Origin of the sequence: uncultured Shewanella sp., assembly GCF_947501225.1 — a bacterium.
Classification (GTDB): domain Bacteria; phylum Pseudomonadota; class Gammaproteobacteria; order Enterobacterales; family Shewanellaceae; genus Shewanella.
Window position 1 is genome coordinate 292905 of sequence record NZ_CANMUW010000005.1, and the last position, 13681, is coordinate 306585.

A 13681-nucleotide genomic window follows, 5' to 3' on the forward strand; every position below is an offset into this window, starting at 1 on the left:
ACCAATTTAATGACCGTGAAACCACTCGATAAAATCAGTCAATCGCAGGTCAGAGTCGATAAAAAAGCAATGACAGACGATTTAGTACTGAACAAAGCTCACATTTGGGAAAAATGATATAAGCATAAACAGGGCTTATAAAATTGTAGCGACTTCATCTGCAGCCCTTATACAGCAAGCATTTCAGGGAGATAAAAAAACCTCTCTACTGCTGTTAAATCGTGTTATTTAGCCAAAATTGAACGATTTTAATAAAAATCTATAAAACAATTCTAAAAGTATTGATATACTTCCCCCCGAATTTTAGAACGTAACTCCAATAGAGTAGAAAAATGACTGATTTATCAAAGTACAGAAACATTGGTATCTTCGCTCACGTTGACGCGGGTAAGACCACCACAACAGAGCGTATCCTTAAGCTAACCGGTAAGATCCATAAGATCGGTGAAGTTCATGATGGTGAATCTACAACTGACTTCATGGAACAGGAAGCTGAGCGTGGTATTACCATTCAGTCTGCTGCTGTAAGTTGTTTTTGGAACGATCACCGTTTTAACGTTATCGACACCCCTGGCCACGTTGACTTCACAGTTGAAGTTTACCGTTCTCTAAAAGTGCTTGATGGTGGTGTTGGTGTATTCTGTGGTTCTGGTGGTGTTGAGCCTCAGTCAGAGACTAACTGGCGTTATGCTAACGAATCAGAAGTTGCTCGTATCATCTTCGTAAACAAGTTAGACCGTATGGGTGCTGACTTCCTACGCGTTGTTAAGCAAACTAAAGACGTACTGGCTGCTAACCCACTTGTTATGGTTTTACCAATCGGTATCGAAGACGAGTTCAGAGGTGTTGTTGACCTGCTTACCCGTAAGGCTTGGGTATGGGACGAGTCTGGACAAGCAGAAAACTACAAGATCGAAGATATCCCAGCGGATATGGTTGACCAGGTAGAAGAGTACCGTGAAATGCTAATCGAAACTGCTGTTGAGCAGGACGATGACCTGATGGAAGCTTACATGGAAGGCGAAGAGCCATCTATGGAAGACATCAAGCGTTGTATCCGTCAGGGTACCCGCACAATGGCATTCTTCCCAACTTACTGTGGTTCTGCTTTCAAGAACAAAGGTATGCAGCTTCTTCTTGACGCTGTTGTTGATTACCTACCAGCACCAACAGAAGTTGACCCTCAGCCTCTTACAGATGAAGAAGGTAACGAAACAGGCGAGCACGCTATCGTTGATGCAGAAGCTCCACTAAAAGCGCTTGCATTCAAGATTATGGATGACCGTTTCGGTGCCCTGACCTTCGTACGTATCTACTCTGGTCGCATCAAGAAGGGTGACACCATCCTTAACAGTGCAACCGGTAAGACTGAGCGTGTTGGCCGTATGGTTGAGATGCAGGCAGACGAGCGTAACGAACTGGACTCAGCACAGGCTGGTGACATTATCGCTATCGTTGGTATGAAGAATGTTCAAACTGGTCACACTCTGTGTGATGTTAAGCACCCTTGTACCCTTGAAGCTATGGTATTCCCAGAGCCAGTTATCTCTATCGCTGTTGCACCTAAAGATAAGGGCGGCAGTGAGAAGATGGGTATCGCTATCGGTAAGATGATTGCAGAAGATCCATCATTCCGCGTAGAGACTGATGAAGATTCAGGCGAAACCATCCTTAAAGGTATGGGTGAACTTCACCTGGACATCAAGGTAGACATCCTTAAGCGTACTTACGGTGTTGACCTGATTGTTGGTGAGCCTCAAGTTGCTTACCGTGAAACTATCACTCAGATCACTGAAGATAGCTACACTCACAAGAAGCAGTCTGGTGGTTCTGGTCAGTTCGGTAAGATCGACTACGTTATCCGTCCTGGTGAGCAAAACTCAGGCTTCACCTTCAGCTCTTCTGTTGTTGGTGGTAACGTACCTAAGGAATTCTGGCCTGCAGTTGAGAAAGGTTTCGCAAGCATGATGGAAACCGGTACTGTTGCTGGCTTCCCTGTGTTAGACGTTGAGTTTGAACTGACAGATGGTGCGTTCCACGCAGTGGATTCATCAGCTATCGCGTTCGAAATCGCTGCTAAAGGTGCTTTCCGTCAATCTATGCCAAAAGCCGGCGCACAGCTTCTTGAGCCTGTGATGAAGGTTGATGTATTCAGCCCAGAAGATAACGTTGGTGACGTGATCGGTGACCTTAACCGTCGTCGTGGTATGATCAAAGATCAACAAGCTGGTGTTACCGGCGTACGTATCAAGGGTGATGTACCTCTTTCAGAAATGTTTGGTTACATCGGTTCACTACGTACAATGACATCTGGTCGTGGTCAGTTCTCTATGGAGTTCTCACACTACAGCCCATGTCCAAACAGCGTTGCTGAAAAAGTTATCGCTGAAGTTAAAGAAAGAAACGCTAAGAAGTAATATTACTTTTTAACTACTTTCTTAACATAAAAAGCCCGCGACTCACCTCGCGGGCTTTTGTGTATTAAGCCGTTATGCAGATATGGGGATAGGTAAACACCACCTCCTGCTTTCAAACTTTCACAAAAGGCCTATCAGACAGATGAGAAATCGCCCTGCAAATTCAGTTATCGTCCTCGATTTTGAGACCACCGGCTTATCACCCAATCAAGGTGATCGAGCCATAGAGATAGGTGCGGTAAAGATAACCGACGGTCAGGTGGTTGACAGATTTCAGCAACTGATGAATCCCGGCTTCAGGATCAGTAGCTTTATAGAAGGTTACACAGGCATCACCAATACCATGTTGAGCTCGGCGGCCCCAGCCCGGGAGGTGATGCAACAATTTGCAGATTTTATTGCTGATGACAATCTTGTCGCTCACAACGCATCATTCGATAAACGCTTCCTCGATGCTGAGCTCGCCATGATTGACCGAGATTATGGCGGCCAGTTTGCCTGCTCTATGCTCATAGCAAGACGCCTCTATCAGGAGGCACCAAATCATAAGTTAGGTGGGTTAGTCGAATATAAACAGATCGACAATGATGGCGTATTTCACCGAGCCCTCGCCGACTCGGAAGTCACAGCCAGGCTGTGGCTGAAAATGCTTGAAGAGATAGAGAGAGATTACCGGATCCCAGCCCCAAGCTTTAGCCTGATGCAACAAATATCGAAAAAACCAAAGTCTGCCGTCCACGCCTTCTTAACTACGACCAATCGACGCTAGTTAACCTGGTAACCATTACGATGGCTGTGCCCTATCGTCACAGCCATTACATAAATTCAAACGACCTGACACTGACGTTAAATGCCCAGTTCATTTAGCAGGTCATCGGCATCATCAACCTCTTTATTGGCAGCCTGCGTCCAGGGAGACGGCTCCGCCTTACTCTCATGTTTTTTCCCATGCTCAGCCAGGAGGTCATCGGGATCAAACTCATCCTCGGCATCAAACTCATCCAATTTAATGAACTCAGTTTTATCCATAGCAAATTCAAGGTAAAAGATATGATTACTTTGGGTTTTAAACGACACTCGTCTCGCCACGGCTTCATCTAAGTTCGTATCGATAGAGATGGTAAGCTCTTTATTGATCGTCAGCATTTTAGGCTGACTCTGATTGATAGAGGTTTGAAGCTGTTTATTCACCTTACTGATAAAATCTCCCAAAATCTGATTCATCAGCTCCCCCATAACATCACCGACTTCATCGGAGGTATGAGAGAAGGCCAGTTCAGCCTCGGGCATTCCCATCTGCTGCATATATGAACGGTAGATCTCGATAGCTGCAGGGGCCGAAAAGTTAATAACAACGAGACCGGAGAAGCCACCATCAAAAATTGAGAAACAGCCAAGATCGGGCTTTAAGCAGGTACGGGTAATATTTTGAACCATCGCGGCGTGGGATACCTGACTCGCCGTTGTGCTTGAGAGTACGTGCGTCACCGAATGACATAACTTCAATAAAATATCATCGGAGGTAACAACTTGAGGTGATTTATTCATGTGCAGAACCAAAAGAAGACAATGTTTAATTTTGCGCCCAAACGATCAAAAAATCAAAGATAAAACAACATATTAACCACTAGCTAAATAAGGTGTTAACAATAAAAAGCTAACCATCTGTAATATAAGCAAATAATTGCCCTACACCGGAACATGGAACTTACGTACAACTTAAACCGTTTGTACAGGTAAATTTATATATCTTTAACGAATTTTATATAAATTTTTCCATAAGGTGAACAAGGTCTAAAATTTGATAAAAGAGATTAAAACCGCCAACAAATCATTCAATCGAGCCCCCTATCAAGGTATTATTTTACCCGTCGATACGCCAAATTTAGAAGGGATATCTATGATAGCCATACTCAGACGTTTCACTATTCTTCACCGTTTGATCTTCATGTTAGCGCTTGCAGCCATTGGCACATTTGTTTTTGCAAGCTTCTCCATTATTGAGCAGCGAAATAACCTCATCGAACAAAAGTGGGTTCAAAATGATGCTCAGTTAAGTACGGTTCTCAGTGTCATTGAAGCGCATCGACAGCAGGTAACCAATGGTGAGATATCCCTGGAAGATGCCCAGTCAGAAGCCGCTAATTTAGTCAACAAAATCAATTTTGGTAAAGATGGATTCTTTATTCTCCTTAACCAGGATAACCGTATCTTATCCCATGGTGCCTCATCCAAATTTATTGGCCAAAGTTCTGATGTAATACGTGCAGAGGATGGCCACATCAGCCTCTCTGATATGGCCAGAGAAGCAAGGGATGATGGCCTTTCCAAAGCAACATTTGCCTTCTCAAACCCGGTATCGGGTATTGTCGAAGAGAAGATGATGGAAGCAAGATATTACCCTCAGTGGAACTGGACGCTACTCACCGGTGCCTATATGAGTGATATTGACGCAGCAACCTACGATCTACTTCCTGGTTACCTCGTCATTATGACCCTGATTGCAGCCCCCATTTTTGCTTTTTTCCTAATTCTCAATCACTCCATCAGCACACCTCTTAAGGAGGCTATTGCGGCTATGGAGGATATCGCCATGGGCGAAGGTGACCTCACCAAACGCCTGCCGACTAAGGGGGGAGATGAAGTCGTTGAGCTCGCTATCGCCTTCAATCGATTTGTTGAAAAAATTGGCAACACGGTCGGGCACCTTAAGCCCCTTGGTTCAACGTTAAATCAGGATGCTGACAGGTTATTATTTGCTGTCGAAGAGACCAATGCCAGCGTAGACAACCTGCATCAGGAGACCAGTAGCGTTGCTACTGCAATCAACCAGATGTTGAGTACGACACAAGAGATGGCCAATAATACTCAACAGGCTGCTGACTCGGCTTATAGCGTCAAGACTCAGGCTCAACAGAGTAAGGCTATGATGGATCTGACGGTTTCAAATTCAGAGCAACTCGTCGAGGCACTGCAAACCGCCGAGTCAATCACCCAAAATCTGGGGGTATCCTCACAACAGATCGGCAGCATTTTGGATGTGATCAGAGGCATTGCTGAACAGACCAACTTACTGGCACTCAATGCCGCTATCGAAGCCGCGCGTGCCGGCGCCCATGGTCGAGGCTTTGCCGTTGTAGCAGATGAAGTAAGGGCCCTGGCTACACGAACCCAAGAGTCCACCAATGAGATCCAAAAGATCATCACAGAGATCCAAACCGGAGTGACTTCGGTTATGGATAGTAACGCCGATACGCAGCAGACCTCGGTTCAACTTCAATCTCAAGCCAGAGAAGCCGGAGATGCACTGGGTGAAATACTGGATCTAATCGCCCACATCAGCGACATGAATACTCAACTCGCCAGTGCTACGGAGGAGCAGTCTCTGGTTACCGAAGAGATCAACCGTAACATATGCAGCATTACCGAGCTCACAGAGGTCTCAGTTCAGGCAAATGAGAGCAACCGCGCAGCCGCCATCTCACTGCAGGATATCAGCCAGGGCACAGCGCAGACCCTTAGCCAATTCAAGGTCTGAATTTCAAATGAGTTAATTGGGGACGTTTCGTCCCCATCCTTTCAGATAAAGTGTGATAAGCTAGTGCTAAATGATATCCACCCTCAATTTAGGTGACTGTTAGCCATGGCGCGAATGACTCTAGCCGTTCATTCTCAACTCTATAGCATTCATAGCTTCAGCCCTGACGCTGCGATTGCTCCAGAGATATTTCAACAAGATATGTTTTTTATGGGAAAAACCAAGGATGAGTTATCCGTGGTCGTCCCGGCCGATCTCCCTCTCGATAGCCTCGAAGAGGAGAGCAACTGGCGCTGCCTTGAAGTGATCGGCCCGCTGGGGTTCTCTATGACGGGTATTCTTGCGAACGTATCGGGCACTCTGGCCGACGCAGATATCAGTATTTTTGCTATATCGACCTTCGATACCGATTATATCCTTGTTAAGAAAGATAAACTTTCAGACGCGATATCGGCCCTGAAGAAGAAAAACTACCAGATAACCGAGTATTAAACTCTCTATCCAACCTAATTACGAGTATCAATCTATGTACGAAAAATTGGTTACTATTACCGCAAAGCACGGTATTCATACCCGTCCGGCCGCGCTGCTGGTCAAAGAGGCCCGTACCTACGACTGTGATGTTCTGGTAGAGTGTAACGGTAAGCAAGCCAGTGCTAAAAGCCTGTTCAAACTGCAGACATTAGGCCTGTATCATGGCATGACAGTAAGGGTTCTTGCTGAGGGACCTCAGGCAGAACAGGCTGTTGAGAAAGTATCTGAGTTGTTGGTCACGCTCAGCTAAGACCTATCACCCACCTCCTCCGAGAGCGAGCCGATTGTACAGGGCTAATCTCTGTTTCAGAACCATAAAACCTGGCTCAACAGTTCGACCTCAACTTTTCCAAACAAGCTTCGTCACGACTCATGAACTATTGCAAGATTTATGACTCTCCACTTCGATGAGCTAACTGCTTGAATCTTGCACTTTGAAAGAGTTTGCGTATATTACTCTATAACTTGTTTTATACGGGAAGAGAGTATGTCCACGTCGGGAATTGTAGTTTCATCCGGAGTCGCTTTTGGCCAATCGAGAATATTGCATCAACACAGCTCTGAATTAGACTACCAACTCCTCCCCTTATCCAAAGTTAAAGCGGAACAGCTTAAGTTAACAAAAGCCGTTGGACAGCTGCTGCGGCTATTACAATCCGGACTCCACCGTCTCGAAGCAGACAGTGACAATTACCAGCTAATCGAAGCCGATATGCTGCTACTCGAAGATGAAGAGTTATCGCAGCAACTACTGAGCAGTATCAGCGAACAACAGTTTACCGCAGGTGTCGCGGTAGAGAGGGTGTTTGCCCAACAGGCAAATCAGATGCTGGCAATGGAAGATCCCTACCTGGCTAACAGAGCCGAAGATGTGCTCTGTCTCGGCAGCCGTTTGATTGCAGCAATACATGGCAGCATAGAGCACGATCTGGAAAATCTGACTCATCCCACCATCTTACTCGCCACGGATCTGACTCCCGCCGAGTTTGCGACACTTCCTCTTGATAAGATCACCGGCATCGTACTCAAAACCGGCGGCTTGACGAGTCATACCGCTATCCTGGCAAGAAGCGCCGGGATCCCGGCGCTACTGAGCTGTGATTTCGATGAGAATATGGCTAATGATCAACAGATCGCGCTCGACGCCCTATCGGGTTGTCTGCATGTCAATCCTGACCAGGAGGTTATCAACCGGCTGGAACGGCTCTGCGCTGAAGACAAGTTGAGAAAGAGCAGGCTGCAAAAGTTTAAAGATCTCCCTACCGAAACCCGCGATAAGCACCGGGTGCCTCTGCTCGCCAATGTCGGCTGCCTCAGTGAAATCAGCCACCTTTCAGAGGTAGGCGCCGATGGTATCGGATTATTCAGAACCGAATTCATGTTAATGAATGCGGAGCAGATGCCAGATGAAGATGTACAGTACGCCCTGTACTGCGATGCAGTGCAACTGTTAAATGGCAAGACTTTTACCATCAGAACGTTCGATATCGGTGCTGACAAAGAACTCCCCTGCCTCTCCCTCCCCGATGAGACTAACCCGGCGCTGGGGTTTCGTGGAGCAAGGTATTCGCTGGCTCATGTTGACCTGTTTAAAGCCCAGTTAAAGGCCGTACTGCGCGCCGCTAACCATGGACCTATCAGACTCATGTTTCCTATGATTAATCAGGTTGAAGAGCTGGATGAGCTTTTCGCTTTAATCGAAGAGTGTAAGGCGGAACTTGTCGATGAGGAGCGAGGCTACGGCGAACTAAACTATGGCATAGTAGTCGAAACACCATCGGCGGTGATGAACCTGGCATCTATGCTACCTATGCTGGATTTCATCAGTATTGGCACCAATGATCTGACCCAGTATGCTATGGCAGCAGATCGAACGAATCCGGATTTAACAAAGAGCTACCCCTCCCTGTCACCATCAATTTTAAAATTGATAAAGATGACCGTTGATACTGCCAAGGATGCCGATATCCCTGTCTCTCTTTGCGGGGAGCTGGCGAGTAACCCGCTCGTGGCACCAATTTTAATCGGCATGGGAATCGATGAGCTGAGCGTCAATGTAAACTCACTGTTGGAGCTGAAGTCTACCATCTGTGGCCAAAACCTCACCACTTACATCCGATGTAGTGAACATGCTTTATCTTTAGAGCGAATAGAGGAGCTAAATCATTACATATCACACTGTTACTAGGTAAAATTATTCAGTATGCTAATGGTAATAAGAATTACAATGAAAACAGTATTTGTACTGGGGGATTAATATGGGATTTTTAAGCCGTATAAGACGTCTGATGTCGGGCCAAACTAACCTGGTTGGCGGAATTGATGTTTATGCTCCCGTATCAGGTGAAATCGTGCCGATAGAGAAAGTGCCCGATGTCGTATTTGCTGAAAAAATTGTGGGAGACGGTCTGGCCATAAAACCCAAGGGAAGTCAGATCCTTGCCCCAGTTGACGGCACCATAGGAAAAATATTCGAAACCAATCATGCGTTCAGTATCGAATCCCCACAGGGGCTGGAGTTGTTTGTTCATTTTGGTGTAGGTACCGTCGAGCTTCGTGGAAATGGCTTTAAGCGACTCGCCGAGGAGGGACAGGTAGTCAAGGTAGGTGAGCCTATCCTTGAGTTCGATCTGGCATACCTCAAGGAGCAGGTGGAGAGCCTGCTTACTCCTGTTGTACTGGCGAATATGGAAGATATTCGTACCCTGGACAAACGACAAGGCTCCATAGAAGCCGGCAAAGATGTGATCTTCTCGGTAGAACTCTGACTCATAAGGCGGTTTATACAGGTTAACCCGATAAATCGCCCTCCCATCGTCCCCGCCTCAATGCATCGCAGCCATGTTAACGAACACTTAAACTCTTCATCTGTTCATGAAAAAAGTTCAACCATTCACTCTTTCAAAACTTGAGAGATCCGGGATGCGGTGACACAATGCATGGACAATAACGACATTCACCTACCTGGCGTAATCAACACGCCCTCATCGGAGAAAACACCTTGACGCTTTTCGGTATTAAAAATTGTGATACGGTCAAAAAGGCCCGTAAATGGATCGAAGCCAACGACCTTAATATTCCTTTCCATGATTTTCGCGTTGACGGCCTGACTCAAGATCAGCTGACAAGCTGGGTGGCCAGCCTGGGTTGGGAGCCACTGTTTAACAAGCGTAGCACCAGTTACAGAAATCTCAGCGATGAGGATAAGAGCGATATCGATGAAACCAAGGCTATCGAACTGATGTTGGCAAATCCCACCTTGATTAAAAGGCCGGTATTGGTCTCTGACGATATGGTGATGGTTGGCTTTAAAGAAGCCGATTATAAAGCGTGGTTCAAGATATGAATCAAGACGTATTAACCCTGGCACAGGAACTCATCTCTCGCCCCTCGGTGACGCCATTGGATGAGGGCTGTCAGGAGCTGATGGGAGAGAGACTTAGCGCTAAAGGGTTCGACATCGAATCTATGGTGTTTGAAGATACCACCAACATGTGGGCAAGACGTGGCAAGGATGGACCCGTGTTCTGCTTTGCCGGTCACACTGACGTCGTTCCTGTTGGCGACCTCAACCGCTGGCATACTCCCCCGTTCGATCCCGTCGTTATCGATGGGTATCTGCACGGACGCGGCGCGGCCGATATGAAAGGCTCACTGGCAGCCATGTTGGTTGCCACCGAGCGCTTCGTAGATAAACACCCGGATCATAACGGCTCAATCGCTTTCCTTATCACCAGTGATGAAGAGGGCCCTTTCATCAACGGAACGACCCGGGTCATCGACACACTTGAGGCCCGTAACGAGAAGATCACCTGGGCATTAGTCGGTGAACCTTCATCCACCCATAAGTTAGGGGATATCGTAAAAAATGGCCGCAGAGGCAGCCTGACCGGTAACTTAACGGTTCACGGCACTCAGGGGCATGTCGCGTATCCACACCTTGCAGACAACCCTATTCATAAGGCTGCTTCGGCTCTCGATGAACTGGCCAGAATGAAATGGGACAATGGCAATGAATTTTTCCCGCCGACCAGTTTTCAGATAGCAAATATCAATGCGGGTACCGGAGCATCGAACGTCATTCCTGGATCGTTAGAGGTGATGTTCAACTTTCGCTACTCTACCGAACTGACAGCCGAAGAGTTAATCAAGCGAGTTCTCAACATCTTAGATGCCCATGGCCTGGATTACGACATTAACTGGGTCTTCAATGGTCTTCCCTTCCTTACCGGAGAGGGACCGCTGCTCGATGCCACACGGGAAGCTGTAAAACAGGTGACCGGCACAGATACGGATCCGCAAACGACAGGCGGCACGTCTGATGGCCGATTCATCGCCCCCACCGGTGCCCATGTCATCGAACTCGGCCCGGTCAACGCAACCATTCATAAGGTTAATGAGTGTGTCAGTGTGTCGGATCTGGAGCAACTTGCACTCTGTTATGAACTCATTTTGGAAAAGCTACTTTGTTAACGCACACGACATCGGCTTATGGCCTGAGTAGTTCACACCTTGTGGATTACAAGGGCCAGCTTCTGGAAAAAGAGACAGCTAAGGCGCTAAAGAGAATGGTGCTTGCTGCCGAGCAAGCCGGCATTAAACTCAGAGTATGCTCTGCATACAGAGATTTCTCCAGACAATTAAAGATATGGAACGGTAAAGCCCTGGGAGAGAGGCCGCTGCTCGACAGTAACTCAGTTCCTGTCGACCGAAATAATAAAAGTGATGCGCAGCTACTGGAGCTCATCCTACTGTGGTCGGCACTGCCGGGAACTTCCCGGCATCACTGGGGGACGGATATCGATGTTTTTGATGAAAACACAATTGAACCGAACCGGTTACAACTCATTCCGTCCGAATACGCCGCCGGCGGCCCCTGTGCAAAATTGCATACCTGGCTTGTCGAGCACGCCGCCGAGTTTGGTTTCTTTTTTCCGTTTCAGTCTGGCTTAAGTGGGGTCAGTGCCGAACCTTGGCATCTGAGTTATCACCCGGTGTCGACTCAAATCCTTGAATCTTTTGATATCAAGACACTAAAGCACATTATCAACGAATCAGAGATCGAACTTAAAGCCGAGATCATGAAGAGAATTGACGCACTTGTTGATGAGTACGTCTACACTATTGCACCTCCTCCCGATCAACTATAATTAAATATAATATTTATTAATCAGAATTTTATCACAGCAGGAAATATGAATTTTTCTTCTTTTAGAAACCAGATAACGGTAGACAACAGACTCCTTAGCTATCTCGATATCGGCGAGGGACCGGTACTCCTGTTCGGTCATAGTTACCTTTGGGACTCACAGATGTGGGCTCCACAAATTGCCCACCTCTCAAAAAGCTACCGCTGTATTGTCCCCGATCTATGGGGGCATGGGAGCTCAGATCCGATACCTGACAGTACCCACTCATTGCAACATATTGCCGATCAGATGTTGACCCTCATGGATGCGCTTCAGATAGAGAGTTTTTCGGTAATAGGTCTCTCCGTAGGTGGCATGTGGGGCGCCGAGTTGGCGTTGAAAGCCCCGAGCCGGGTGAGTACTCTGGTCATGATGGGCTGCTTTATCGGCTATGAGCCTGAGGTATCCAGGACTAAGTATTACAATATGCTGGATATCATCAAGGCCAGTAATGGGGTACCGGCACCGTTAATCGAACAGATAGCCCCACTCTTCTTTGCTAAGGATGCCTCAGAAAATACGCCGGAGCTCTTCGCTCACTTCAAGCACTCACTAGCCGAGTTAAAACCTGAACAGGTAGAAACGCTTTTCCGGCTAGGTAAGATCATCTTCGGAAGACGCGATACTATGGAGGAGATAGAGCAGCTGACACTCCCCTGCCTGATAATGACAGGTGTCGAAGATAGCGTACGTCCTGTACTGGAGGGATATCTGATGCATGATGCTATCGATGGCAGTGAATATATCCATATTCCCAATGCCGGACACATCTCCAGCCTGGAGCAGCCTGAGTTTATCAATGAACAGCTGTCAAACTTCCTCAATAAACACCTCAAGCCCTAAACACTACTAAGCTCTGAATATGGGTGAGTCATGGATCTATGACTCACTCTTTGGCTCAAAGAGCCAATTTCAGATAGATTCTTTTCATATGTTTCCCGGTTAACGCCATTACATATATCCTATCGACGCTTAAGCAGAACTTAACTTGGTGTCGGGTCATATAACATTCGGGTAAAAAGATTAATACTTAATTAATAATTATTAGGTATTTTACTGAATAGACCACCCGAGGGGGATTTCAATGCTATTATCAATCTGCAGCAAGGAATACCCTTAATAACTGAATTGTTGAGAAAAATGAAAATACTAACTCCCCTTTTTGAGAATAATCGCCGCTGGGCCGAACGTATCGTTAAAGAGAAACCAGGCTTTTTTGAACAACTAGCGACTCAACAAAACCCTGAATATCTATGGATAGGTTGTTCTGACAGCCGCGTTCCCTCAAACCAGATCATCGATCTGATGCCCGGTGAAGTTTTTGTACACCGAAATATCGCCAATATGGTGATCCACACAGATCTGAACTGCCTGTCGGTGCTGCAATACGCCGTTGAGGTACTTAAAGTTAAACATATCATGGTTGTCGGCCACTATGGCTGTGGTGGCGTTAAGGCGTCTATGGGCAGCGATAGACTCGGGCTCATCGACAACTGGCTTGGTCATATCAGAGATATTCATCGCCTTCACAGTGATGAACTTGATAAGCTGGAAGGTGAAGAGAAGTTTGATCGACTATGCGAACTCAATGTTATCGAGCAGGTAGGTAATGTCAGCAGTACCAACATAGTACAGGAAGCTTGGGCCAGAGGGGAGAATGTGTCTGTTCATGGCTGGATCTACAGTATCGAAAACGGACTTCTTTCAGATCTCGATGTCACAGTCGATAACGATAAGTTTAAGCCTAGAGCATAAGTGGGGCGAGTGAGCTCGCTCGTCACTGCCGCCTCTGGCTTCACCTCCGGTGACTTCTAAATTGTCAGAAATTAAGGCCCTAAACTCTACGGATTTAAGGGCCTTTAGTACACGCTTTATACTATCATCGAAAAAAAATCCGAAATAAGCTAAATAATGCTTAATAAACATCGCAGTTTTCCACCTATCCCAGTTATAATCCTCTAGTTATGTTTTATTTCTCGCGCCAAGAGCGCAGCGAATTCTAA

The 13681-nt window shown here is 46.7% G+C and carries 13 protein-coding genes; 12 read left to right on the plus strand and 1 reads right to left on the minus strand.

Features of this window, described 5'->3' with window-relative positions:
* The first annotated feature begins 332 nt into the window (after positions 1–332).
* Both fusA and Q1B47_RS10125 read left to right on the plus strand, forming a co-directional pair.
* On the plus strand, positions 333–2417 hold the full coding sequence (gene fusA, locus Q1B47_RS10120; RefSeq protein WP_299792631.1) for an elongation factor G: 2085 nt from the start codon (positions 333–335) through the stop codon (positions 2415–2417).
* A gap of 142 nt (positions 2418–2559) precedes the next feature.
* The gene (locus Q1B47_RS10125) at positions 2560–3186 is read left to right on the plus strand and encodes a 3'-5' exonuclease (protein ID WP_299792634.1); all 627 of its coding nucleotides are present in this window, start codon (positions 2560–2562) and stop codon (positions 3184–3186) included.
* 77 nt (positions 3187–3263) lie between these two features.
* Here Q1B47_RS10125 and Q1B47_RS10130 read toward each other — a convergent pair whose 3' ends face one another.
* A complete protein-coding gene (locus tag Q1B47_RS10130) occupies positions 3264–3965 on the minus strand; it encodes a DUF3334 family protein (RefSeq protein ID WP_299792637.1) in 702 nt (233 codons plus the stop codon).
* Positions 3966–4317: 352 nt separating this feature from the next.
* On the opposite strand from Q1B47_RS10130, the gene Q1B47_RS10135 reads away from it, so the two are divergent.
* The 10 genes from Q1B47_RS10135 to can all read left to right on the plus strand — a co-directional run bounded on the left by Q1B47_RS10135 (position 4318) and on the right by can (position 13433).
* Positions 4318–5955, plus strand: a complete 1638-nt coding sequence (locus Q1B47_RS10135) for a methyl-accepting chemotaxis protein (RefSeq protein WP_299792785.1) — start codon at positions 4318–4320, stop codon at positions 5953–5955.
* Between the two features lie 105 nt (positions 5956–6060).
* Complete coding sequence (locus tag Q1B47_RS10140) at positions 6061–6447, plus strand: ACT domain-containing protein (RefSeq protein WP_299792640.1); 387 nt, start codon at positions 6061–6063, stop codon at positions 6445–6447.
* 34 nt (positions 6448–6481) lie between these two features.
* Positions 6482–6739 (plus strand): HPr family phosphocarrier protein, encoded by a 258-nt coding sequence (locus Q1B47_RS10145; RefSeq protein WP_299792643.1) that lies wholly within the window; start codon positions 6482–6484, stop codon positions 6737–6739.
* Between the two features lie 237 nt (positions 6740–6976).
* Positions 6977–8677, plus strand: coding sequence for a phosphoenolpyruvate--protein phosphotransferase (ptsP, locus tag Q1B47_RS10150; RefSeq protein ID WP_299792645.1), 1701 nt, complete (start codon positions 6977–6979; stop codon positions 8675–8677).
* A gap of 70 nt (positions 8678–8747) precedes the next feature.
* Complete coding sequence (gene crr / locus Q1B47_RS10155) at positions 8748–9257, plus strand: PTS glucose transporter subunit IIA (protein ID WP_299792648.1); 510 nt, start codon at positions 8748–8750, stop codon at positions 9255–9257.
* Positions 9258–9490: 233 nt separating this feature from the next.
* Positions 9491–9835: an ArsC family reductase gene (locus Q1B47_RS10160; protein WP_299792651.1), complete on the plus strand. Its 345-nt coding sequence runs from the start codon at positions 9491–9493 to the stop codon at positions 9833–9835.
* The gene (gene dapE, locus Q1B47_RS10165) at positions 9820–10962 is read left to right on the plus strand and encodes a succinyl-diaminopimelate desuccinylase (protein WP_299792654.1); all 1143 of its coding nucleotides are present in this window, start codon (positions 9820–9822) and stop codon (positions 10960–10962) included. The genes Q1B47_RS10160 and dapE overlap by 16 nt, the downstream gene beginning before the upstream one ends.
* Positions 10956–11639 (plus strand): M15 family metallopeptidase, encoded by a 684-nt coding sequence (locus tag Q1B47_RS10170; protein ID WP_299792657.1) that lies wholly within the window; start codon positions 10956–10958, stop codon positions 11637–11639. The genes dapE and Q1B47_RS10170 overlap by 7 nt, the downstream gene beginning before the upstream one ends.
* 45 nt (positions 11640–11684) lie before the next feature.
* Entirely contained in the window at positions 11685–12521 is an 837-nt protein-coding gene (locus tag Q1B47_RS10175; RefSeq protein WP_299792660.1) for an alpha/beta fold hydrolase, read from the plus strand.
* Positions 12522–12818: 297 nt separating this feature from the next.
* Positions 12819–13433 carry a carbonate dehydratase gene (gene can / locus Q1B47_RS10180; protein ID WP_299792664.1) on the plus strand — a complete coding sequence of 205 codons (615 nt, stop codon included), beginning with the start codon at positions 12819–12821 and terminating at the stop codon, positions 13431–13433.
* The last annotated feature ends 248 nt before the right edge of the window (positions 13434–13681 follow it).